We start from the raw sequence: 22,985 nt of genomic DNA on the forward strand, positions 1-22,985 counted from the left end.
CCCACGGGGCCGTGCGACAGGTCAGAACAGGCTGAGCTGATCCCCCGCGCGCGGCGGCTTGCGGAATTGTCCGCAATCGAGATCCGGATGGATCTTGGTATAGCCCAGCCGCGTGCGGGTTTTCTCTATCCGCTGGGCGAGAAGCTCGGCATAGGCGCCTTGTCCCCGGAACCGGGCATGGAAAGCCGGGTCGTAATCGCGACCGCCCCGCATCTCGCGCAGCAGTTTCATCACCTTCGCCGCGTGGTTCGGACGGTTCTCGTGCAGCCAGTCCTGGAACAGCGCATTCACCTCGCCCGGCAGCCGCAATAACGCCCACCAGGCCGAGCGTGCGCCCGCGTCGCGCCCGGCTTTCAGGATCGCCTCGGCCTCGTGATCGGTCAGGCCCGGGATGATCGGCCCCATCATCAGCCGCACGGGGATGCCCGCCCCAGCCATCGCGCGGATGATCGCGAGCCTGCGCGCGGGCGTCGGCGCGCGGGGCTCCATCGCACGGGCAAGCGCGGGGTCCAGTGTCGTCACGGTGATCCCCACATCGACCAGGTTGCGCCGCGCCATGTCCGAAAGGATGTCGATATCGCGCTCGATCAGCGCGCCGCGCGTGGTGATCGTGACGGGGTGGTTCCAGTCGCTGAGCACCTGAAGGATCGAGCGCGCGATGCGGTGCTGCGCCTCGATGGGTTGCCACAGGTCGGTATTCGTTCCCAGCGCCATCGGCTGCACCCTGTAGCCCTTGCGCCCGATCTCGCGCTCCAGCACCTGGGCGGCATTCGGGCGGGCGATCAGCCGGGTTTCGAAATCCAGCCCGGGCGACAGGCCAAGATAGGCATGCGTCGGGCGGGCATAGCAATAGATGCAGCCATGCTCGCAGCCCCGATAGGCATTGACGGCCCGGTCGAAGCCCAGATCGGGCGACTGGTTCCAGGATATCGCGCTGCGCGGCTCTTCCAGCCGGACCTCGCGCGTGACATCCGGGGTGTCGTCGGGGAGATCCCAGCCGTCATTCTCGTAGTGCCGGCTTTGGGCGTCGAATCGCGGCGCGGGCTGTGCCAGCGTGCCCCGCGCGCGGGCGCGGCGGGTCGGATCCTTCAGCAGATCGGGCAGGGGAGGGGTTGCGGGTTTCCGGGACATGAAAATGATCTGAACATAACATGAACAATTTTCAAGTCCCGTTGCCAAACCGCCCCTTGTTGTCGCCTTTCAGACGGCGCATGTCGTGAATGGCGCAGTGACGAAACATGTTCTGCCGCAATCAGTGTCGAAAGACCTTTAATCAGGGAAGCTTGCCATGGCCGAGGACGAAGACATCATCCTGTCCGAGCTCAGTGACGACGATCTCGTCGCGCAGATGATGGACGACCTCTATGACGGCCTCAAGGACGAGATCGAAGAGGGCGTCAACATCCTGCTCGAACGCGGCTGGACCCCCTACGACGTGCTCACCAAGGCCCTTGTCGCCGGTATGACCATCGTCGGCCACGATTTCCGCGACGGGATCCTGTTCGTGCCCGAAGTGTTGCTGGCCGCCAACGCGATGAAGGCGGGCATGGCCATCCTGAAGCCGCTGCTGGCCGAAACCGGCGCACCGCGCATGGGCAAGATGGTGATCGGCACCGTGAAAGGCGACATCCACGATATCGGCAAGAACCTTGTCGGCATGATGATGGAAGGCGCCGGGTTCGAAGTCGTCGATATCGGCATCAACAACCCGGTCGAGAAATACATCGAGACGCTGGAAGCCGAAGGCGCCGATATCCTCGGCATGTCGGCGCTGCTGACCACGACGATGCCCTATATGAAAGTCGTGATCGACACGATGAAGGAAAAGGGCATGCGCGACGACTTCATCATCCTGGTGGGGGGCGCGCCGCTGAACGACGAATTCGGCCGGGCCATCGGTGCGGACGCCTATTGCCGCGATGCCGCCGTCGCGGTGGAAACCGCGAAAGCGCTGGTCGCGCGCAAGCACAACCAGGGTACCGCGCGCGCCTGAGCGCCATCATCACCGGCGATCCCCAAGGCCCCCGCTCCGTCGGGGGCCTTTTTCGTATTGCGGTCGCGCTTGTGGTGCGCCCCCCCTTTCGTCCGGCGCGCTCGCTGCCTATCCTCTGCCCGACCTGATACCGGAGACCCTCATGACCCAACTTTCCTCCGCTGCCGAGATCCTCGCTGCCTGCGGTTTCGACAAGGCCGAGCTCGCGGGCGGCACGCTCGCGGTGACCAGCCCCATCGACGGGGCCGAGATCGCCCGGCTGGCCGAGACGCCGGTGGACGACATGCCCGCCATCATCGCGCAGGCGGGCGCCGCCTTCGACGCCTGGCGCCGGGTGCCCGCGCCGCGCCGGGGCGAGCTGATCCGCCTGCTGGGCGAGGAGCTGCGCGCATCCAAGGACGCCCTGGGCGCGCTGGTGACGCTGGAGGCGGGCAAGATCGTCTCCGAGGGGCTGGGCGAAGTGCAGGAGATGATCGACATCTGCGACTTCGCGGTGGGCCTGTCGCGGCAGCTTTACGGGCTGACCATCGCGTCCGAGCGTCCCGGCCATGTGATGCGCGAGACGTGGCATCCGATGGGGCCGGCGGCGGTGATCACCGCGTTCAACTTCCCCGTCGCGGTGTGGTCGTGGAACACCGCGCTGGCGCTGGTTTGCGGCGATCCGGTGATCTGGAAGCCGTCCGAGAAGGCGCCGCTGACCGCGCTGGCCTGCGCGAAGATCTTCGCGCGGGCCGTCGCGCGCTTCGGCGATGCGCCCGAAGGGCTGCTGCAGGTGGTGATCGGCGGCGCGGATCTGGGCGCGGCGCTGACCGCGTCGCCCGATGTGCCCATCGTTTCGGCGACCGGCTCGACCCGGATGGGGCGGATCGTCGGGCCCGAAGTGGCCAAGCGTTTCGGGCGGACCATTCTGGAGCTGGGCGGCAACAACGCGATGATCGTCGCGCCCTCGGCCGATCTGGACATGGCGGTGCGCGCCATCGTGTTCTCGGCGGTGGGAACGGCGGGGCAGCGCTGCACCTCGCTGCGGCGGCTGATCGTGCATAATTCCGTCCGCGAGGCGCTGGTCGAGCGGCTGGTCGCGGCCTATGCGACGCTGCCGATCGGCGATCCGCGCAAGGCGGGTACGCTGGTCGGCCCGCTGATCGATGCCGACGCGCGGGACCGGATGCTGGCGGCGCTGGAGCGCGCGCGCGCCGATGGCGGCACCGTGCATGGCGGCGAGCCCGCCAAAGACGCGCCCGAGGGCGGGGCCTATGTCGCGCCGGCGGTGGTCGAGATGCCGGGCCAGACCGAGGTGGTGCGCGAGGAAACTTTCGCGCCAATCCTCTACGTGATGGGCTACGACGACCTGGAAGACGCGTTCGCCATGCAGAACGATGTCCCGCAGGGGCTGTCCTCGTGCATCTTCACGCTGGATCTGCGCGAGGCCGAGGAGTTCCTGCAGCGGTCGGATTGCGGGATCGCCAATGTGAATATCGGCCCGTCGGGCGCCGAGATCGGCGGCGCGTTCGGGGGCGAGAAAGAGACCGGCGGCGGGCGCGAAAGCGGCTCGGATGCGTGGAAGGGCTATATGCGCCGCGCGACGAACACGGTGAATTACTCGGCCGCGCTGCCGCTGGCACAGGGCGTCAAATTCGACGTCTGAGCAGCGTCAACCGCTTGATAGGCCATGAAAAAAGGCGCCCCGAGGGGCGCCTTTTACGTTGAACCGGTCGAAGATCAGTCCGCCGTCAGAAGGGGCGGTTTCGAGCCCGAGAGCCGGGGCTTGTCGGATTCCTCGATCTCCAGCGCGATCTTGTCGTCGCGCACGATCACGCGGACCAGACCGCCTTTGGTGAGGCGACCGAACAGCAGTTCCTCGGCCAGCGGCTTCTTGACGTTTTCCTGAATCACGCGGGCAAGCGGGCGCGCGCCCATCTTGTCGTCGTAACCCTTTTCGCCCAGCCACGAGGCTGCTTCGTCCGTCAGCTCGAAGGTCACGTTGCGGTCCATGAGCTGCGCTTCGAGCTGCAGCACGAACTTCTCGACGACCTTGAAGATGGTCTGCTTGGCCAGCGGGCCGAAGCTGATCACCGCGTCCAGACGGTTGCGGAACTCGGGCGTGAAGGTCCGCTCGATGGCGGCGGTGTCCTCGCCCTCGCGCCGGTCGCGCCCGAAGCCGATCGCGGCCTTGGCCTGTTCGGCGGCGCCCGCATTCGAGGTCATGATCAGGATCACGTTGCGGAAATCGACCTGGCGACCGTTATGGTCGGTCAGTTTCCCGTGGTCCATGACCTGCAGCAGGATGTTGTAGACATCCGGGTGGGCCTTTTCGATCTCGTCAAGCAGCAGCACGCAATGCGGATGCTGGTCGACGCCATCGGTCAGAAGCCCGCCCTGATCGAAGCCGACATAGCCCGGCGGCGCACCGATCAGTCGCGAGACCGCGTGTTTCTCCATGTATTCCGACATGTCGAAGCGCAAAAGCTCCACACCCAGCGTGTTCGCCAGCTGTTTCGCCACCTCGGTCTTGCCGACGCCGGTCGGACCGGCGAACAGGTAGTTGCCGATCGGCTTTTCGGGCTCGCGCAGACCGGCCCGGGCCAGCTTGATGGCCGAGCTGAGCTGTTCGATGGCCGAATCCTGACCGAAGACCACGCGCTTGAGCGTCGTTTCCAGATCGCGCAGCATCTCGGTGTCGTTCTTGGACACGCTTTTCGGCGGGATGCGGGCGATCTTGGCGACCACGGCCTCGATTTCCTTGGGCGACACGGTTTTCCGGCGCTTGGTGGGTGCCAGAAGATGCTGCGCCGCGCCCGCTTCGTCGATCACGTCGATCGCCTTGTCGGGCAGCTTGCGGTCGTTGATATAGCGCGAGGCCAGTTCGACCGCGGTGCGGATCGCATCATTGGTGTAGCGCAGGTCGTGGTGCTTTTCGAAATAGGGCTTCAGACCCATCAGGATCTTCACCGAGTCCTCGACCGAAGGTTCGTTCACGTCGATCTTCTGGAACCGGCGGCTGAGCGCGCGGTCCTTTTCGAAGTGCTGACGGAATTCCTTGTAGGTGGTCGAGCCCATGCAGCGCAGCTTGCCGCCCTGCAGCGCGGGTTTCAGCAGGTTCGAGGCATCCATCGCCCCGCCCGAGGTCGCGCCGGCGCCGATCACGGTGTGGATCTCGTCGATGAAAAGGACGGCGTCCTCATGCTCTTCAAGCTCTTTCACCACGGCTTTCAGCCGCTCTTCGAAATCGCCGCGATAGCGGGTCCCCGCCAGCAGCGCGCCCATGTCGAGCGAATAGATGGTCGAGCCGGCCAGGATGTCGGGGGTTTCGCCGTCGACGATCTTCTTGGCCAGACCCTCGGCGATCGCCGTCTTGCCCACGCCGGGATCACCCACCAGAAGCGGGTTGTTCTTGCGCCGGCGGCAGAGCACCTGAATGCAGCGTTCGACCTCGGCCGAGCGGCCGATCAGCGGATCGACATCGCCCTTGCGGGACTTGGCGTTCAGATCGACGCAGAACTTGGCCAGCGCCGAATCCTTGGGATCGGTCTTTGCCTGCTGCGCCTCGCCCTGACCTTCCTCGGCGCCCGAGACGGGGCGCGCTTCGGAGAAGCCGGGATTCTTGGCCACGCCATGGGCGATGAAGTTGACCGCGTCGTAGCGGGTCATGTCCTGCTCTTGCAGGAAATAGGCGGCGTTCGATTCGCGCTCGGCAAAGATCGCCACCAGCACATTGGCGCCGGTGACTTCGTTGCGGCCCGAGCTTTGAACATGGATCGCCGCGCGCTGGATCACGCGCTGGAAGGCGGCGGTGGGCACCGCTTCGGAGCCTTCGACATTGGTGATCAGCGTGGAAAGGTCGTCATCGATGAAATCGTCGAGCGTCTTGCGCAGCTCGTCGATATCGACGTTACAGGCCTGCATGACGCGGGCGGCTTCGGGTTCGTCGATCAGCGCGAGCAGCAGATGCTCGAGCGTGGCAAGCTCGTGCCGGCGGGTATTGGCCAGGGCCAGCGCGCCGTGGATCGCCTGTTCGAGGGTCGCGGAAAACGAGGGCACGGTCTTGCTCCTTCAGCTTGCGCGGCGTGTGAGCCGCAGGGGCGGATCGGCGGAAGGATGCCCGCCGGGTCCGGGCCACCACAGGGTGGGTCCATGTAATTAAACTTTGGTTTTCCCGGCGGCGCTTCAAGTGTTTTCTGCTACAGAAATGCGTCACGTTTCAGTTTGATGCCTTTTGAGGCGTCATATTCGCCCGTGACATCGCCTGACAATGCGGCGGTTACGCGTTGTCCTTCTGACGCCGGATCGCCGCCAGAACGTCGCGCGCAGAGCCGCCGGGAACGCCGGCCGCCTTGGCCACCTCGGGAAGGTGACAGCGCAGATATGGGTTCAGAAGCCGTTCGCTTTCAAGGGTTGTGCCGGTCGTGGGCAGATTTTTCTCGGCCAGGACCGGCAATTCGGCCTGCCGCGCGGCCAGCGCATCGGGGTCGGGCGCGTATTTCGCGGCGAAGGCCAGATTCGCGGTGGCATAATCATGGCCTGATAGGATGCGGGTCTGGTCGGGCAGCTGGTTGAACCGCTCGATCGTGTCGAACATCTGGTCGGGCGTGCCTTCGAACAGCCGGCCGCAGCCATGGGTCATCAGGCTGTCGGCCGAGAACAGCGCCGCACGGTCGGGATAATGAAACGCGACATGCCCGATCGTGTGGCCGGGCGCGTGAAGCACCTCGGCCCCGCCGGGCAGCGTGTCGCCGGGGGCGAAGGCGTGATCGAGGGGCGGAAGCCGGGGGGCATCGGCCTCGGCGCCGTAGACCTTGGCGCCGGTTTTCTCGACCAGCTCGGGCACCGCGCCGATGTGATCGTTGTGGTGGTGGGTGATGTAGATCCGGCTCAGCGACCAGCCGAGCCGGTTGAGTGCCGCCAGGATCGGCGCGGCTTCGGGGGCGTCGATCAGGGTGGTCTCGCCCGTGGCCGGGTCATGGACCAGATAGGCGTAATTGTCCTGAAGGCAGCGGACGATCTCGATGGTCATGGGAACTCCTGCGTCATTCGCGGCTTTGCAAAGGGGATGCGATGGGGCAGGGTGCAGTCTCGAACGCCCCCGTCAAGGGTGAAACACAGCGCCGTTACCGAGGATCATGCATCTCGACGTACACCAGTTGCGGGACTTCTATTATCGCAGCCAGCTCGGGCGGGCGGCGCAGAAGGGTGTGCGCGACCGGGTGGTCGAGCGCTGGGGCGATGTCAGCGGGCTGAACGTGGCGGGTTACGGATTCGCGGTGCCGATCCTGCGCCCGTTCCTGGGCGTGGCCGAACGCGTGATCGGGCTGATGCCCGCGCCGCAGGGGGTCATGCACTGGCCCGCCGAGGGCGCCAACCATTCCGTCCTGTGCGACGAGGCGCGCTGGCCGCTCGCCAATGACAGCATCGACCGGCTGGTGGTGATGCACGGGCTGGAAACCTGCGAGATGCCGCTGGCCCTGTTGGACGAGATGCACCGCGTGCTGTCGCCGCAGGGGCGCGCGCTGGTCGTGGTGCCCAGCCGCGGGGGGATGTGGGCGCGCTCGGATCTCACGCCGTTCGGCTTCGGGCGGCCCTATTCGCGCGGCCAGATCGAGCGGCTGATGCGCGAGGCGGATTTCGTCTGCTCGGCGCATACCTCGGCACTGTTCTTCCCGCCCTCGTCGCGGCGCTTCTGGCTGCGCTCGGCGCGCGCGCTCGAACGGGCAGGGGGGCGCTGGGGCCCGGACCGGCTGGGCGGGGTGCTGATGGTCGAGATCATGCGCCGCGATACCGCCCCGCCGCGCGGGTTGCGGGTGGCCGAGCGCAAGCCTCTCCGTGTGCTCGAAGGGATCCCGGTAAGCGGCGCCCAGCCCGCCTGGCGCCGCCCGCCTGAGAGCGAGCATAACCGCTGAGTGCCGGGCGCTGGGACGAAGGCCGGCGCCGCTGCGGTGACAAGCGCGAATCCACGCCGAATCTTTAACGCGCGAAGTCTGGGCGGGTCTGCGGCGAATTTAGCCCCTCGGGACGCGGATTAGGCGTTGACATGCGGGGCTTTCTGCGCCGCGGCGCCATTCTTGCGCGGGAAAGCCGCCGGGTTGCGACAATCTGTCCTGCGCCCCCCGGACTAAGCGCTAACAAGGCCCCCATTCACGACTCGTTGATGGTTGCTAGACCGGGAATGCTCTGCTACATCCGCACCGAATTTGAGGTGCCGCGCCCTGTCTTCGAGCACCCAGACCACGCCCCGGCCTGGCGCGAGGCCAAAGGGCGTACTAACTCGAAAGGGTGGACGTGTCCGAACCTGCTTCGATTTCCACCGGCATCGCTGCACGCTATGCCACCGCCGTCTTCGAACTGGCGAAAGAAAGCTCGGCGCTTGCCGGGCTCGAATCCGATCTCGACACGCTGGAAGCCGCTCTGAACGACAGTGCCGACCTGCGCGCGGTCCTGTCGTCGCCGGTCTACAGCCGTGACGACACGCGCAGCGCGGTCACCGCGCTGGCATCGAAAATGAACCTGTCGCAGATCATGACGGGCACGCTGGGCATGATGGCCCAGAACCGCCGCCTGTTCGCCCTGCCGGCCCTGATCGCCGAACTGCGCCGCATGGTCGCCGAGGAAAAAGGCGAAGTGACCGCCGATGTGACCTCGGCCAGCGTGCTGACCAAGGCGCAGGCGGACCAGCTGGCCGAGACGCTGAAAGCGCGCATCGGAAAGACTGTGAAACTGAATGTCGCCGTCGATGAAAGCCTCATCGGTGGCCTGATTGTCAAAGTGGGCTCGAAGATGATCGACACCTCGATCAAGTCAAAGCTCGCGGCCCTCCAGAACAGCATGAAAGAGGTCGGATAATGGGTATCCAAGCAGCTGAGATCTCTGCGATCCTCAAGGAGCAGATCAAGAACTTCGGCCAGGAAGTCGAAGTGGCCGAAGTCGGCCGCGTTCTCTCGGTCGGCGACGGTATCGCCCGTGTCCACGGGCTGGACAACGTCCAGGCCGGCGAGATGGTGGAATTCCCCGGCGGGATCCGCGGCATGGCGCTGAACCTTGAGCGCGACAACGTCGGTGTCGTTATCTTTGGCTCGGACCGCGACATCAAGGAAGGCGACACCGTCAAGCGCACGCAGTCCATCGTGGACGTGCCCGCCGGTGAGGCGCTGCTCGGCCGCGTCGTCGACGCTCTGGGCAACCCGATCGACGGCAAGGGCCCGATCGACGCCTCCGAGCGCCGCATCGCCGACGTCAAGGCACCGGGCATCATCCCCCGGAAATCGGTGCACGAGCCGATGGCCACCGGCCTGAAATCGGTCGACGCCATGATCCCGGTCGGCCGTGGCCAGCGCGAGCTGATCATCGGTGACCGTCAGACCGGCAAGACCGCGATCGCGCTCGACTCGATCCTGAACCAGAAGACCTATAACGACGCCGCCGGCGACGACGAGAGCAAGAAGCTCTACTGCGTCTACGTCGCCGTGGGTCAGAAGCGCTCGACCGTCGCCCAGCTGGTGAAGAAGCTGGAAGAGAACGGCGCGCTGGAATACTCGATCATCGTCGCCGCGACCGCCTCGGACCCTGCGCCGATGCAGTACCTCGCGCCCTATACCGCGACCGCGATGGCGGAATTCTTCCGCGACAACGGCCGTCACGCGCTGATCATCTACGATGACCTGTCGAAACAGGCCGTGGCCTACCGCCAGATGTCGCTGCTGCTGCGCCGTCCGCCGGGGCGTGAAGCCTATCCGGGCGACGTGTTCTACCTGCACTCGCGCCTGCTGGAGCGTTCGGCCAAGCTGAACGAGGAAAACGGCGCGGGCTCGCTGACGGCGCTGCCGATCATCGAAACCCAGGGCGGCGACGTGTCGGCCTTCATCCCGACCAACGTGATCTCGATCACCGACGGCCAGATCTTCCTGGAAACCGACCTGTTCTACCAGGGTATCCGCCCGGCCGTGAACACCGGTCTGTCGGTGTCGCGCGTGGGTTCGTCGGCTCAGACCAACGCGATGAAATCGGTCGCCGGTCCGGTCAAGCTGGAGCTTGCCCAGTACCGCGAAATGGCCGCCTTCGCGCAGTTCGGTTCGGACCTGGACGCCGCGACGCAGCGCCTGCTGAACCGGGGTGCCCGCCTGACCGAGCTGATGAAGCAGCCGCAATACTCGCCGCTGACCAACGCGGAAATCGTCTGCGTGATCTATGCTGGCACCAACGGCTATCTCGACCCGATCAAGGTGTCGGACGTGAGCCGTTTCGAGAAGGGTCTCCTGGCCCATCTGCGTGGCAAACATGCCGATCTTCTGGCCGACATCACCAATAACGACCGCAAGGTGAAGGGCGAGCTGGAAGACAAGATCAAGGCCGCGCTGGACGAATACGCGAAAGACTTCGCCTGAGGGCGGGGGAGAGGACAAGGTAGATGCCAAGCCTCAAGGACCTGAAAAACCGGATCACGAGTGTCAAGAACACTCGGAAGATCACGAAGGCGATGCAGATGGTCGCGGCGGCTAAGCTCCGCCGCGCCCAGGAAGCCGTGGAAGCCGCGCGTCCCTATGCCGAGCGCATGGACGCGGTGGTGAGCGGGCTTGCGGGCTCGGTCGCCGGGTCGGACAGCGCGCCGCGCCTCCTGGCCGGCACGGGCGACGACAAGGTGCAGCTTCTGGTCGTGATGACCGGCGAGCGGGGCCTTGCCGGCGGCTTCAACTCGTCGATCGTCAAGCTGGCGCGCAACAAGATCCTCGAGCTGCGCGGCCAGGGCAAGACCGTCAAGATCCTGACGGTCGGCAAGAAGGGCCGCGAACAGCTGCGGCGCGACTATGCCGACCTGATGGTCGGTCACGTCGACCTGAGCGACGTGCGCAAGATCGGCTACGACAATGCGCGCGCGATCGCCCAGGAGCTCCTGAGCCGCTTCGACGCGGGTGAGTTCGATGTCGCGACGATCTTCTTCAACCGCTTCCAGTCGGTGATCAGCCAGATCCCGACGGCGCAGCAGATCATCCCGACGATGGTCGAGGGCGCGGAAACCGAAGCGGGCGCGGAGAGCGCGATCTACGATTACGAACCGTCGGAAGAGGCGATCCTCGCCGATCTTCTGCCGCGTTCGGTCGCCACGCAGATCTTCGCCGCGCTCCTGGAGAACAACGCCTCGTTCAACGGTGCGCAGATGTCCGCCATGGACAACGCGACGCGCAACGCGGGCGACATGATCGACAAGCTGACCATCGAGTACAACCGTTCGCGTCAGGCCGTCATCACCAACGAACTGATCGAGATCATTTCGGGCGCCGAGGCGCTCTGAGGAACCGGAGAAACACATAATGGCCAATGAAAAAGCCACCGGCAAGGTCACCCAGGTGATCGGCGCCGTCGTCGACGTGCAATTCGACGGGACCCTGCCCGCGATTCTGAACGCCCTGACGACCACCAACGACAACAAGACCCTGGTTCTGGAAGTCGCCCAGCACCTCGGCGAGAACACCGTCCGCGCCATCGCCATGGACGCGACCGAGGGTCTCGTGCGCGGTCAGGCCGTGACCGATACCGGCGCGCCGATCCAGGTGCCCGTGGGCACCGCCACGCTGGGCCGCATCCTGAACGTCGTGGGCGAGCCCGTCGACGAGAAGGGCCCGGTCGAGGCCGACGAATACCGCCCGATCCACGCGCCCGCGCCCTCGATGGACGACCAGGCGACCGAGGCCGAGATCCTCGTCACCGGCATCAAGGTCATCGACCTGCTGGCGCCCTATTCGAAGGGCGGCAAGATCGGCCTGTTCGGCGGCGCCGGTGTGGGCAAGACGGTTCTCATTCAGGAACTGATCAACAACATCGCCAAGGTGCACTCGGGTCTCTCCGTGTTCGCCGGTGTGGGCGAGCGGACCCGTGAAGGGAACGACCTCTACCACGAGATGATCGAATCGGGCGTTCTGACGCCGGACAACCTGACGGATTCGAAAATCGCTCTGGTCTTCGGCCAGATGAACGAGCCGCCGGGGGCCCGTGCCCGCGTCGCGCTGACCGGCCTGACCCTGGCCGAGCAGTTCCGCGATGCCACCGGGACCGACGTTCTGTTCTTCGTCGACAACATCTTCCGCTTCACGCAGGCGGGTTCGGAAATGTCGGCGCTTCTGGGTCGTATCCCCTCGGCCGTGGGCTACCAGCCGACGCTGGCCACCGACATGGGCGCGATGCAGGAACGCATCACCTCGACGAAGAACGGCTCGATCACCTCGATCCAGGCCGTCTACGTCCCGGCCGACGACCTCACCGACCCGGCGCCCGCCACGACCTTCGCCCACCTCGACGCGACGACCGTGCTCAACCGCGCGATCTCGGAACTCGGCATCTACCCCGCCGTGGACCCGCTCGATTCGACCTCGCGTCTCATGGACCCGCAGATCATCGGCGAAGAGCATTACCAGGTCGCGCGCGACGTGCAGGGCATCCTGCAGCGCTACAAGTCGCTTCAGGACATCATCGCCATTCTCGGGATGGACGAGTTGTCGGAAGAGGACAAGCTGACCGTGGCCCGCGCCCGGAAGATCCAGCGCTTCCTGTCGCAGCCCTTCGACGTGGCGAAAGTGTTCACCGGCTCGGACGGTGTGCAGGTCCCGCTCGAGAAAACCATCGCGTCCTTCAAGGCCGTTGTCGCGGGTGAATACGACCACCTGCCGGAAGCCGCCTTCTACATGGTCGGCGATATCGACGAAGTGGTCGCGAAGGCGCAGCGCCTGGCCGCCGCGGCCTGATCCGACCATAGGAGGGCCTCATGGCCGATACGATGCAGTTCGACCTCGTCTCGCCTGAGCGGAAGCTGATGTCCGCCCAGGCCTCCGAGGTCCGGATCCCCGGCGCGGACGGGGACATGACGGCGATGCCGGGGCATTCGGCGACGATCACGACGCTGCGGCCCGGTGTGCTGACGGTGACGGCGGACGGTCAGACGACCGAGTTCGCCGTGACCGGCGGCTTCGCCGAGATCACGCCCGAGGGCGTTTCGGTCCTGGCCGAGCGATCGCTGCCCAAGGGCGAGGTCACCCAGTCCATCATGGACGAATGGGTTGCCGAAGCGCACAAGGCGCATCAGGAAGCCCATCACACGGTGGTCGACGACGCGGCAAAGCTGCTGTCGGACATGGTGGCGATGGGGACGCATATCGGGCTTGACCCGAACATGCCGAGCCTCTGATCGCCGATCCGATCTGATCGCGAAGGCCCCGCCATCCGGCGGGGCCTTTTGCGTCCGGCGGGGCGGACAGCGATGGAAGAGGCACTTACAGAGGGGCAGGGGGGCTTTGCCCCCCTCGGCGCTGCGCGCCTCACCCCCCAGGATATTTGCGGAACAAAGACGCGCAGATTTGTCTAAAATTCTTCGCGTCCCCTCCGTGCCCGTTTGTGTGCTTCATTCTGCCAAAAAATACTCATCCGCGATCCGCCACCCCGCGCCACAGGCGGTAAACGTGTTGCGGACATGAAAAAAGCGCCCGTTTCCGGGCGCCTTTCGGGGCTGTCACGGCCGGGCCGATGTCTCAGCGCGAATAGAGCCCTTCGTAGATCGGTGTCAGCGTTTCCATGTCGAAAAGCGACGAGACCGAGGTGCCGTTCCAGGTGTTCAGGATCGCCTGGGCGAACATCGGCGCGGTGGGGACGATGCGGATATTCGACGTGGCGCGCACGGCCTCGGTCGCCTCGATCGAATCCGTGATGACCAGGGATTTCATCACCGAGTTGCGGATCCGCTCGACCGCGGGGCCCGACAGGACACCATGGGTGATGTAGCTGTGCACCTCGGTTGCGCCGGCATCCATCAGCACCTCGGCCGCCTTGCACAATGTCCCGGCCGTGTCGCAGATATCGTCGACGATGATGCAGGTCTTGCCCGTCACGTCGCCGATCACCGTCATTTCGGCGATCTCGCCCGGTTTCTCGCGCCGCTTGTCGACGATGGAGAGGGGGGCGTTGATGCGCTTGGCCAGTTCGCGCGCGCGCGCCACGCCGCCGACATCGGGCGAGACCACCATCAGGTCCGAGAGCCGGTCGCGGAACGTATGCAGCACGTCGAGCGCGAAGACCGGGGCGGCATAGAGGTTGTCGACGGGGATGTCGAAGAAGCCCTGGATCTGGGTTGCGTGCAGATCGAGCGTCAGCACCCGGTCGATGCCCGCTTCCGAGATCAGGTTGGCCACCAGCTTGGCCGAGATCGGCGTGCGGGCCTTGGTGCGGCGATCCTGGCGGGCATAGCCGAAATAGGGGATGACGGCGGTGATGCGCGCGGCCGAGGAGCGCTTCAGTGCATCGGCGATGATCAGCAGCTCCATCAGGTTGTCATTAGCCGGGTTCGAGGTCGGCTGGATGATGAACATGTCCTCGCCGCGCACGTTCTCGTAGACCTCGACGAAGATCTCCTGATCGTTGAAGCGTTCGACGCGCGCTTCGACCAGATTGACGCTCATGCCGCGATGCAGCGACATGCGCCTTGCGATGGCTTTTGCAAGCGGCTGGTTCGCATTGCCGGCAATCAGTTTCGGTTCGGTCATGGCGGGCATCGGGACCTCGGTTGGGCGGGAATCGCGCGGTTGACACCGCTTAGCACCCCGCTAGGGTCTTGCAAAGTCGCAGGCCGGAGGGGTGTGCCCATATGCAACAGATTGATTACTACCTGACAATCCTCTCCCCCTGGACCTACCTGGCGGGGTCGCGTCCGGCCGAGATCGCCGCGAAACACGGGGCGAAACTGCGCTACAAGCCGGTCGATCCGGGCGCCTTGTTCCAGCGGACGGGCGGGCTGGCGCTGCCCGACCGGCACGAGAGCCGCCGCGCCTATCGTCTGCAGGAGCTGCGCCGCCAGTCGAAGAAGGCGGGCGTGCCGCTGACCCTGCAACCCGCTTTCGCGCCGACCAATCCGGCGCCCGCCGCCTATGCGATCATCGCCGCGCAGGAGGCGCGCGACAAAGGGGCGGAGGGCGATCTGGACGGGCTGGTGCAGGCGCTGCTGAGGGCCTGCTGGGTCGAGGACCGCAACGTCGCCGAGGACGAGGTCATCACCGGCGCGCTGAAGGCTGCGGGTTTCGACCCGATGCTGTCGATGAGCGGGATGCTGACCGGGGCCGAACTGTATGGCCGCTTTCTGGAAGAGGCGGTCGCGGCCGGGGTCTTCGGCTTTCCGTTCTTCGTTGTGGACGGGACCGAGCATTTCTGGGGACAGGACCGGCTGGACGATCTGGACCTGTATCTGGCGGGCGCGCTGTGACGGCAATGACGATGGCGTCCCGCCGCATGGGGCGCGAGGACGGTCTGCCCGCGCTGCTGGCGCATTGCTTTCTGGGTCATGGCGGAAGCTGGAAGGCGCTGCTCGACGCGCTGCCGGTGCCTCTGGATGCGCTGGTGCCCGATCTGCCGGGGCATGGGCGCAGCCCGATGCCGGCGGAGCCCGGCGATTTCCACGATTCGGTCGCACGGGCGCTGGGGGCCGAGATCCGGCGGCCCTCGCTCTTGATCGGGCATTCCTTCGGCGCGGCCTCGCTGTTGCGCCATGCGTTGCACCACCAACAGGACGCGACGGGACTGGTCCTGATCGAGCCGGTTTTCTTTGCCGCCGCCGCCGGGACCCAGGCCTATGGTGATTACCGGCGCGAGACCGAGGCGATGGAAGCCGCGCTCGGAGCGGGTCGTCCGGACGAGGCCGCGCGGCTGTTTCTGGCAGGCAATCCCGGCTCGCCCGATTTCGACGCGCTGCCCGCGCCTGCGCAGGCGCTGATGGCGGTGCAGATCGCGCTGGTTCAGGCCACCGATGCCGGGTTGTTCGGCGATAGTGGCCAGCTTCTGGCGCCGGGGCTGATGGCGCGCTTCGACAGGCCCGTCCTGATCGTCGTGGGCAGCGAGACCGCGCCGATCTTCCCCGCCATCCAGCGCGGCCTTGCGGGACGTCTGGCACGGGTTGACTGCGCCGTGATCGACGGGGCGGGCCATATGGCGCCGCTGTCGCATCCGCAGGCGGTCGCGGCGGTGATCGGGGACTGGATCAAACGGCAGGGGCTGGACCGGGTGGCGCAGGGTGCGGGGGCGCCAGGGCTTTAGTGCCGGGCAAGATGCCGAAATGACTGAAAGCCCCTCGTGCCATGGGACACGAGGGGCTTTCAGGATAGCCCGGCACAGCCGCCGGGCGGGCAGGGGATCAGGCCGCTTCGGCGTCCTGCAGAGCGGCCATGCGGCGCTCGCTTTCTTCACGCGACAGCGCGACCGAGGTGCGCACACCGGCGGCGACGAATTGCATCAGGCCCGAAACGACACGCTCGTTGGGGTCGATTCCGGCACAGCTCAGGACTTCGCGACCATCGCGCGAACGCGCCCAGCGGGCGATCTGCTCGGGCCCGTTGCCGTATTTCTTGTCGTCGGCGATCGCATCGTCCAGCGCGGCCAGCACCACGGCCGCGAACAGCTTGCGCGCACGCTGGCCCTGCTCGTGGTTGTAAGCCGTGCCATCCACGGAGTCGAACATGTTACCGTCCTTATTCTTGGTCTTGCATTTTCTGGCGTCCGCCTCTGTACCGAGAACAGGGTGCGATTCGCTACCGATCTTTTGCATGACCGTCATGCATTTATTGCATAACAGTCTTATCTTTGTGCCTCTGTTCGGTTTGCTTGCACGGCGTGACCCTGCAAGATATAGGCAGGCGCAAGACGATCTCAACGCTTTCTGAAGAGTTTTCTCCATGCCCAAGATCAACGGCAACGAAATCAAGCCCGGCAACGTGCTGGAACACGACAACGGCCTGTGGGTTGCCGTGAAAGTGGGTCATGTGAAGCCCGGCAAGGGCGGCGCCTTTGCCCAGGTCGAGATGAAGAACCTGCGCGACGGTCGCAAGCTGAACGAGCGGTTCCGCTCGGAAGACAAGGTCGAGCGCGTGCGTCTCGAGCAGAAGGACCAGCAATTCCTGTTCGAAGCCGACGACATGCTGACCTTCATGGACAGCGAGACGTTCGAGCAGATCGAACTGCCCGCCGACCTTCTGGGCGACCGCCGTCCGTTCCTGCAGGACGGCATGACCGTCACCATCGAATATTACGGCGACGAGGCGCTGAACGTGTCGCTGCCGCAGAAAGTCACCTGCAAGGTCGTCGAGACCGAACCGGTGGTGAAGGGTCAGACCGCCGCCAACAGCTACAAGCCCGCGGTTCTCGACAACGGCGTGCGCATCATGGTGCCGCCGTTCATCGCGCAGGACGAGGATATCATCGTCCACACCGAGACCTTCGAATATTCCGAGCGCGCCTGAACCATGCGCGCTCTTCTCCGAGCCTTCGCCGATGCGACGGGTCCGGGCCTGAAGGCGTTGCGCTATGCGATCGGGCTGGGGGCCGTCCTTTCGGGGGCGGCCTTTGCGCAGCAGGGGGACAGGATGACACCGCCACCCCGGCCGGACGGGCAATGGAGCGTACGACTTCTCGCCGGTGTGACGGTCAGCGCCGAGGACGAGGTCACGCTTGCTTTCGATGCCGGGCGGGTCAGCGGCTCGACCGGGTGCAACCGGGTGTTCGGCGGCTACAGCCTGATGCCCGGTTTCGCCTTCGAGGGCCTGGGCATGACGCGGCGGGGCTGCGTCGGGCGCATGGCCGAACTCGAGCGCGCCTTCACCACGATGGTCGAGGGTGTCAACGACTGGCGCATCGACCCCGAGGGGCGGCTGGAACTGCTGAAAGACGACAGGCCGCTTCTGCGCGCCGTGCCTCTGCCCTGACCTGCGCCTGACCTGCGCCCGACCGCCATGTTCGACCGATATCTCCGTCCCCTGATCGACCCGCCGCTGAACCGGGCGGGGCGCGCGCTGGCGCGGCTGGGCATACGGGCCAATACCGTCACCGCCCTGGGGCTCGCGCTGGGACTGGGCGCGGGACTGGCTGTGGCGCTGGGGGCCCATGGCTGGGCGCTGGCGCTGATCGCGGGCTCACGGCTGGCCGACGGGCTCGACGGGGCGGTCGCACGGGCGACCAGGCTCAGCGATCTGGGCGGCTACCTGGATATCGTTGCCGATTTCGTCTTTTACGCGGCGATCCCGCTGGCCTTCGTCTGGGCCGACCCGGCGGCGAACGGCTGGGCGGGGGCGGCGTTGCTGGCGGCGTTCTATGTCAACGGCGCCTCGTTTCTGGGTTACGCGATCCTTGCCGCCAAGCACCGGCTCGAGACCGAGGCACGCGGGCGGAAATCGTGGTATCACGCCGGCGGATTGCTGGAGGGAAGCGAGACCATCGCCTTCTTCGTGGCGTTCTGCCTGTGGCCCGCGGCCTTTCCGGCGCTCGCGCTGGTCTTTGCGGTTCTGTGCCTGCTGACGGCGGCGATCCGGCTGGCCATGGCCGCCGATCAGTTCGGTCGGCGCTGAGCGCTCAGCGGTCCGATTGCAATAAGGGCCGTATGAAGCCCAGCGTCCAGATCAGCGCATAGGTGGCCATCGTCGGGACCAGCACGCCGATCACGGTCAGCGCCCAGACATTGCCGATCCCCACCGAGAGCGCGCTGAGGATGACGATGTAATGCAGGAAATAGACGAACATCGAGATCATGCCCAGCGGGGCGCGGGGCGCGGGCAGCGGAGTGCGCATCATCGCCAGCAGCAGCGTGACGCAGAAGGCGACGGCGAGCGGCGGCAATTCCGGCGGCGCGGCCGGGCTGAGCCCCGCGTAATGCAGCGAAAACGCCGCCTCGATCAGCCGCAGCACCGCCAGCCCGGCGAGGATCAGCCACAGCACCGGGGCGCGCGGCAGCCAGTCCAGCCCCTTCTTGCGGATCACGCCCGCCAGCAGGTAGCCCATGGCGACGAAAGGATATTCGACAAACGCGCCGTTGCGGTAGCTGTTCAGCGGCATGTCGATGCTGGTGTAGAAATCCACCGACTGGATCGCGTTGCCGGTAAGCAGCAGCACCAAGGCCGAACCGGCAAGCCAGCGTTGCGCCGCGATTTCCGAAGGCGCGAAGCGCAGCACCGTCATCACCATCGCCACGGCAACGACAAGGGCGGCCATGTACCACAGGTGAATCGGCCCGAAGATCAGCTGATAGATCAGGTCGGGCATCGACATATGGCTACCATCCAGCCAGATCGGCAGATAGACAAGGCACCAGAACAGATAGGCGCAGCCCAGCACGGTCAGCCATCGCGCTGTCCGTCCCTTGCGGTGGGTCGCGTGCAGCAGGAAACCCGAGATCATCGCGAAGACCGGCACGGCGTTGCGCACCAGCCCCTGGCCGAACAGGTAAGTGGGAACGTGGAAATGCCCGCTCAACAGGACCGCATGCGCCCAGACCACGCCGGTGGCGACCAGGAACTTCAGGTAATCGATCGAGTGTATCCGTGTCATACGCCCGAGTCTTGCGACGAATTCGGGCGGAAATATGCTCGGTCGGCGGAAATTCCTGCGCCAATTCGGACCAAATCCAGAGCATTCTGGCGATTTCGTGGGGCAGCGGCTAGACGCTGCGCGCAGGGGGCGGGGCCTGAAGCGGCCCCGCCGCGTCGCGATCAGGCCTCGCCCCAGATCGCCTCGGCGGTCTTGACCACCAGCTCCAGCTTGCGGCGCTGGTCGTCCTCGGTCAGGTCGTTGCCTTCCTCGGTCGAGGCAAAGCCGCATTGCGGCGCGATGCCGAGCTGGTCGATATCGACGAATTTCGACGCTGCCTCGAACTGGCGCTTCAGGTCATCAAGGCTTTCCAGCTGCGGCGTCTTGGTGGTGATGAAGCCCGGCAGCACCCGCTTCTTGCCCTTCGGCAGCAGGCCCAGCGGCTCCAGCCCGCCCGCGCGCTCGCTGTCGTATTCCATGAAGTAGATATCGACGCTGGTCTGGTTGAAGATCGCATCCGCTGCCGCGTCGTAGCCCCCCGTCGCCACGAAGGTCGAGCGGAAATTGCCGCGGCACATATGCATCCCGATCTGCATGTCGGCGGGGCGGTCCTTGATCGCCTCTTCCAGCATCCACGCATATTTCTTGATCAGGCGGTCGGGGTCTTGGCCCATCTGGCGGCGAATCTCGCGCTGGTTCTCGTCCCCCAGATAGGCGAAAAAGATGTCGTCAAGCTGCAGGTAGCGGCAGCCCGCGTCATAGAAGGCCTGCACCGCTTTGCGGTAGGTCTTGGCGATGTCCGCCATGAACAGGTCCTGGTCGGCATAGGGCGCGTGCTTGTTGGTCGCGGGCGTCACGCGGAAATGCACCGCCGACGGTCCGGGGATCGAGATTTTCGGGCAGACCGTGGTGTTCTTTTCGACGAACTGGAAATGTTCGAGCATCGGGTGATCGGCGGGAAAGTCGAGCGGGCCGTTGACCTCGGCGATCTGCTTGACGGTCGCGCCCTTGAAGCCCAGCGCGTCGCCGTCCAGCTCGATGATGTCGAGCCCGTCGAGCATCCCCATGAAGTCGAAATGCCAGAAGGCGCGGCGCGCCTCGCCATCGGTGACGACCTTCAGCCCCACCTCTTCCTGCATCCGGATCAGGGCGGGGATTTCCCGATCCTCGATCTCGCGCAGCGCGTCGCCGGTCAGCCCGGCCTTGCGCGCCTCGGCGATCTTGCGCGGGCGCAGAAGGCTGCCGACATGGTCGGCGCGGAACGGGGGGGTAAGGTTGGTCATGATCTGTCCTGCTGGGTCACGCGGCACGGGCGCCGCCGGGGAAGGGAAGGGTCCGGAACCGGGTCTGCCGGACGCCGAGACCGGGTTCGGACGAGGCCACGCGCAGCACGGCGCGGGTAGCGCCGCGCAGGCGGTGCGGCTTCGAAGGCTCACGGTAAATCATGCGCATGGGCTTACCCCAAGGGCCGGGCACATGGAAGGCTCTGGCCCGGGGGCGTTGGGGTGGTTCACCTTTCGTCGCAACATGCGCTATCACCGCGCAGGCAAGAGAGCGGGGGCACGGATGAGCGGGCAAAGCGAGACGACGGCGACGGAATGCCGGTGGGAGATTGACGGGCTGGTCCTGGCCGGGCTGGCCTGGGGCCCCGAGGACGGGACGCGGGTTCTGGCGCTGCATGGCTGGATGGATCACGCCGCCAGCTTTCAGGAACTTGCCCCGCGACTGACCGGCTGCCGGGTGGTGGCGCTGGACCTGAGCGGGCAGGGGCTGAGCGCGCATCGGGCGCCGCATGCCACCTATAATATCTGGGACGACCTGCCACAGATCGCCGGCCTGCTGGACCTTCTGGGATGGCGCGACTGCGTGCTGATGGGCCATTCGCGCGGCGCCAATATCGCCACGCTGTTCACAGCCGCCCAGCCCCAACGGGTGCGCGCGCTGATCGCGTTGGATTCGCTGGTGCCTGCGCCGTCCGAGGCGGGCGTGGTGGCCACGCTGCGCGCCTTCGTCGAGGAAACGCGCGCCCAGCAAAGCCGCCCGCCCCGGACCTTTCCCACGCGCGAGGCCTATCTGGAGCGCCGCCGCGCGCAGGGGAATGCGCCGCATGTCTCCGAAGCGCTGGCCGGTCGCGCGCTCGAGCCGGTGCCGGAGGGCTTTCACCTGCGCGGCGACCGGCGGCTTTTCGCAAGCTCGGCGGTCAAGCTCACGCAGGCGGATATCGAGGCGGTGCTGCGCGCGATCCGCTGCCCGGTGCTGAACATCTGGGCCGAGACCGGCATCGCCGCCACCCGCCCCGAGGCCGCCCGGCTGCCCGACTTCGGCGCCGCGCTGATCGCCGATTATCAGACGCTCCGGCTTCCGGGCGACCATCACTTCCATCTCGATCCCGCGATTGCCGGCCGGATGGCCGACGCCATCGGGGATTTCCTGGCGCGCCGCCTGCCCGGCTAGGCCCGTTCGGCCAACCCGTCACAGATCGGTCAGGGTGCCCAGAAGCGCCTCGGCGGCGAAGCCCACGGTTTCCGACAGTGTCGGGTGCGGGTGGATCGTCAGGGCGATATCCTCGGCATCCGCGCCCGTCTCGATGGCCAGCGCGATTTCCGCGATCAGGTCGCCCGCATTCGCGCCGACGATGGCCCCGCCCAGAACCCGCCGGGTCTCGGCATCGAAGATCAGCTTGGTCAGCCCGTCGCTGCGCCCCATCGACAACGCCCGGCCCGACGCCATCCAGGGAAAGCCCGCCTTGCCGATCCGGATCCCGTCTGCCTTCGCCTTCGCCTCGGTCAGGCCGACACAGGCGATTTCGGGGTCGGTGTCGGCGACCGAGGGGATGCAGGCGGGCTCGAAGGCCGCGTTTTCGCCGCAGGCGACCTCGGCCGCGACCTTGGCTTCGTGCGTGGCCTTGTGCGCCAGTATCGGCTGACCCACGACATCGCCGATGGCGAAGATAGGCGACTGCGATGTACGCATCCGGGCATCGACCGACAGGAAACCCTGCGCCGTCAGCGCGATTCCCGCTTGTTCGGCGCCGTTCCGGTCGGCATCGGGCCGCCGGCCCACCGCGACGAGGATCCGGTCATAACGCTCGTGAAAGGTGTCGGCGGCGGTCTCGAACTGGGCCTAAAGCCTGTCGCCTGCTGCGCTGTCCTCAGCGGGCTTGTAGAATTTCAGCGTTTCGACTGCCTTGTCCGAAAGCGGCAGATCAAACCCGTCGCGGAAGACCATCAGCGCCCCGACAAAGTGTCTTGGCCTGATGCGCGCTGATGCGGGATTCGCCCGCGCCGCCCATGCCGTAACTCTTCCTGGTCTTCGCCAGAATGACGGTCGGGCGCCCCTTGTGCGCCTCGGGCGCTGCGAAGGCCGCATGGCATTTCTTCAGGTCATGGCCGCCGCTCTTGAGCTTGTGGATGTTGTCATCGCTCACAGGCCGCACAAGCGCCGCCGATTCCGGGTCCAGATCGAAGAACTTCGCGCGGTCGTAATCGTCCATCTCGCCGTCGCCGGACACGCCCCAGACATGCCGCCCCCCGGTATCGGACAGCCCGCGCGCCTGAAGATAGCGCAAGAACCGCGCCTGATGGATCGCGCTGAGCGGGCCAATCCCCATCGAGCCGGTGGGCACCTGCCAGAGTTCTTTCATTAGCCACGGATGCGGGTGCCAACACAGGCGCTTGCCGGGCAC

The 22,985-nt window shown here is 66.0% G+C and carries 24 protein-coding genes; 14 read left to right on the forward strand and 10 right to left on the reverse strand.

Annotated elements, in window-relative coordinates; translation table 11 throughout:
* Nucleotides 1-21: 21 nt before the first annotated feature.
* Nucleotides 22-1,131, reverse strand: coding sequence for a PA0069 family radical SAM protein (locus tag C4N9_RS11150; RefSeq protein WP_210404017.1), 1,110 nt, complete (start codon nt 1,129-1,131; stop codon nt 22-24).
* A gap of 157 nt (nt 1,132-1,288) precedes the next feature.
* Between C4N9_RS11150 and C4N9_RS11155 the strand changes: the two genes are divergently transcribed.
* Nucleotides 1,289-1,993, forward strand: coding sequence for a corrinoid protein (locus C4N9_RS11155; RefSeq protein WP_109533403.1), 705 nt, complete (start codon nt 1,289-1,291; stop codon nt 1,991-1,993).
* 142 nt (nt 1,994-2,135) lie between these two features.
* Entirely contained in the window at nt 2,136-3,638 is a 1,503-nt protein-coding gene (gene amaB, locus C4N9_RS11160) for an L-piperidine-6-carboxylate dehydrogenase (RefSeq protein WP_109533404.1), read from the forward strand.
* Between the two features lie 74 nt (nt 3,639-3,712).
* Here amaB and clpA read toward each other — a convergent pair whose 3' ends face one another.
* Both clpA and gloB read right to left on the reverse strand, forming a co-directional pair.
* A complete protein-coding gene (gene clpA / locus C4N9_RS11165; protein ID WP_109533405.1) occupies nt 3,713-6,031 on the reverse strand; it encodes an ATP-dependent Clp protease ATP-binding subunit ClpA in 2,319 nt (772 codons plus the stop codon).
* Nucleotides 6,032-6,251: 220 nt separating this feature from the next.
* A complete protein-coding gene (gene gloB / locus C4N9_RS11170; protein WP_109533406.1) occupies nt 6,252-7,004 on the reverse strand; it encodes a hydroxyacylglutathione hydrolase in 753 nt (250 codons plus the stop codon).
* A 106-nt stretch (nt 7,005-7,110) separates the two neighbouring features.
* Here gloB and C4N9_RS11175 point away from each other — a divergent pair, with 106 nt between their 5' ends.
* The 6 genes from C4N9_RS11175 to C4N9_RS11200 all read left to right on the forward strand — a co-directional run bounded on the left by C4N9_RS11175 (nt 7,111) and on the right by C4N9_RS11200 (nt 13,157).
* Nucleotides 7,111-7,887, forward strand: a complete 777-nt coding sequence (locus C4N9_RS11175) for a class I SAM-dependent methyltransferase (RefSeq protein WP_109533407.1) — start codon at nt 7,111-7,113, stop codon at nt 7,885-7,887.
* Between the two features lie 379 nt (nt 7,888-8,266).
* Complete coding sequence (locus C4N9_RS11180; protein WP_109533408.1) at nt 8,267-8,827, forward strand: F0F1 ATP synthase subunit delta; 561 nt, start codon at nt 8,267-8,269, stop codon at nt 8,825-8,827.
* Nucleotides 8,827-10,365, forward strand: coding sequence for a F0F1 ATP synthase subunit alpha (gene atpA / locus C4N9_RS11185; protein WP_109533409.1), 1,539 nt, complete (start codon nt 8,827-8,829; stop codon nt 10,363-10,365). Before C4N9_RS11180 ends, atpA begins: the two co-directional genes overlap by 1 nt.
* Nucleotides 10,366-10,388: 23 nt before the next feature.
* Nucleotides 10,389-11,270: a F0F1 ATP synthase subunit gamma gene (locus C4N9_RS11190; protein WP_109533410.1), complete on the forward strand. Its 882-nt coding sequence runs from the start codon at nt 10,389-10,391 to the stop codon at nt 11,268-11,270.
* 19 nt (nt 11,271-11,289) lie between these two features.
* On the forward strand, nt 11,290-12,717 hold the full coding sequence (gene atpD / locus C4N9_RS11195) for a F0F1 ATP synthase subunit beta (RefSeq protein ID WP_109533411.1): 1,428 nt from the start codon (nt 11,290-11,292) through the stop codon (nt 12,715-12,717).
* A gap of 20 nt (nt 12,718-12,737) precedes the next feature.
* Nucleotides 12,738-13,157 carry a F0F1 ATP synthase subunit epsilon gene (locus C4N9_RS11200; protein ID WP_109533412.1) on the forward strand — a complete coding sequence of 140 codons (420 nt, stop codon included), beginning with the start codon at nt 12,738-12,740 and terminating at the stop codon, nt 13,155-13,157.
* A gap of 340 nt (nt 13,158-13,497) precedes the next feature.
* Here C4N9_RS11200 and C4N9_RS11205 read toward each other — a convergent pair whose 3' ends face one another.
* Nucleotides 13,498-14,514: a ribose-phosphate pyrophosphokinase gene (locus C4N9_RS11205; RefSeq protein ID WP_109533413.1), complete on the reverse strand. Its 1,017-nt coding sequence runs from the start codon at nt 14,512-14,514 to the stop codon at nt 13,498-13,500.
* Between the two features lie 92 nt (nt 14,515-14,606).
* On the opposite strand from C4N9_RS11205, the gene C4N9_RS11210 reads away from it, so the two are divergent.
* On the forward strand, nt 14,607-15,218 hold the full coding sequence (locus C4N9_RS11210; protein ID WP_109533414.1) for a 2-hydroxychromene-2-carboxylate isomerase: 612 nt from the start codon (nt 14,607-14,609) through the stop codon (nt 15,216-15,218).
* A 5-nt stretch (nt 15,219-15,223) separates the two neighbouring features.
* Nucleotides 15,224-16,045: an alpha/beta fold hydrolase gene (locus C4N9_RS11215; protein ID WP_109533415.1), complete on the forward strand. Its 822-nt coding sequence runs from the start codon at nt 15,224-15,226 to the stop codon at nt 16,043-16,045.
* Between the two features lie 97 nt (nt 16,046-16,142).
* Here the strand turns inward: C4N9_RS11215 and C4N9_RS11220 are convergent, their stop codons facing one another.
* Nucleotides 16,143-16,466 (reverse strand): DUF6280 family protein, encoded by a 324-nt coding sequence (locus C4N9_RS11220; protein ID WP_109533416.1) that lies wholly within the window; start codon nt 16,464-16,466, stop codon nt 16,143-16,145.
* A gap of 214 nt (nt 16,467-16,680) precedes the next feature.
* Between C4N9_RS11220 and efp the strand changes: the two genes are divergently transcribed.
* The 3 genes from efp to C4N9_RS11235 all read left to right on the forward strand — a co-directional run bounded on the left by efp (nt 16,681) and on the right by C4N9_RS11235 (nt 18,345).
* Entirely contained in the window at nt 16,681-17,244 is a 564-nt protein-coding gene (efp, locus tag C4N9_RS11225) for an elongation factor P (protein ID WP_109533417.1), read from the forward strand.
* A gap of 123 nt (nt 17,245-17,367) precedes the next feature.
* On the forward strand, nt 17,368-17,706 hold the full coding sequence (locus C4N9_RS11230; protein WP_168192205.1) for an META domain-containing protein: 339 nt from the start codon (nt 17,368-17,370) through the stop codon (nt 17,704-17,706).
* 27 nt (nt 17,707-17,733) lie between these two features.
* On the forward strand, nt 17,734-18,345 hold the full coding sequence (locus C4N9_RS11235; protein WP_109533419.1) for a CDP-alcohol phosphatidyltransferase family protein: 612 nt from the start codon (nt 17,734-17,736) through the stop codon (nt 18,343-18,345).
* Nucleotides 18,346-18,349: 4 nt separating this feature from the next.
* On the opposite strand, the gene C4N9_RS11240 is transcribed toward C4N9_RS11235, so the two are convergent.
* The 3 genes from C4N9_RS11240 to C4N9_RS21910 all read right to left on the reverse strand — a co-directional run bounded on the left by C4N9_RS11240 (nt 18,350) and on the right by C4N9_RS21910 (nt 20,752).
* Nucleotides 18,350-19,321, reverse strand: a complete 972-nt coding sequence (locus C4N9_RS11240; protein ID WP_168192206.1) for an acyltransferase family protein — start codon at nt 19,319-19,321, stop codon at nt 18,350-18,352.
* 161 nt (nt 19,322-19,482) lie between these two features.
* Nucleotides 19,483-20,583: a 5-methyltetrahydropteroyltriglutamate--homocysteine S-methyltransferase gene (locus tag C4N9_RS11245; RefSeq protein ID WP_109533421.1), complete on the reverse strand. Its 1,101-nt coding sequence runs from the start codon at nt 20,581-20,583 to the stop codon at nt 19,483-19,485.
* Between the two features lie 16 nt (nt 20,584-20,599).
* Nucleotides 20,600-20,752 (reverse strand): hypothetical protein, encoded by a 153-nt coding sequence (locus C4N9_RS21910; protein WP_168192207.1) that lies wholly within the window; start codon nt 20,750-20,752, stop codon nt 20,600-20,602.
* Nucleotides 20,753-20,866: 114 nt separating this feature from the next.
* On the opposite strand from C4N9_RS21910, the gene C4N9_RS11250 reads away from it, so the two are divergent.
* Nucleotides 20,867-21,754 carry an alpha/beta fold hydrolase gene (locus C4N9_RS11250; protein ID WP_109533422.1) on the forward strand — a complete coding sequence of 296 codons (888 nt, stop codon included), beginning with the start codon at nt 20,867-20,869 and terminating at the stop codon, nt 21,752-21,754.
* Nucleotides 21,755-21,772: 18 nt separating this feature from the next.
* On the opposite strand, the gene C4N9_RS11255 is transcribed toward C4N9_RS11250, so the two are convergent.
* Together C4N9_RS11255 and C4N9_RS22110 are read right to left on the reverse strand one after the other, a co-directional pair.
* On the reverse strand, nt 21,773-22,375 hold the full coding sequence (locus C4N9_RS11255) for an FAD-dependent oxidoreductase (protein WP_109533423.1): 603 nt from the start codon (nt 22,373-22,375) through the stop codon (nt 21,773-21,775).
* 130 nt (nt 22,376-22,505) lie between these two features.
* Complete coding sequence (locus C4N9_RS22110; protein WP_210404018.1) at nt 22,506-22,943, reverse strand: hypothetical protein; 438 nt, start codon at nt 22,941-22,943, stop codon at nt 22,506-22,508.
* Nucleotides 22,944-22,985: the final 42 nt, after the last annotated feature.

The sequence above is a fragment of the Pararhodobacter marinus genome (assembly GCF_003122215.1).
Lineage (GTDB): Bacteria > Pseudomonadota > Alphaproteobacteria > Rhodobacterales > Rhodobacteraceae > Pararhodobacter > Pararhodobacter marinus.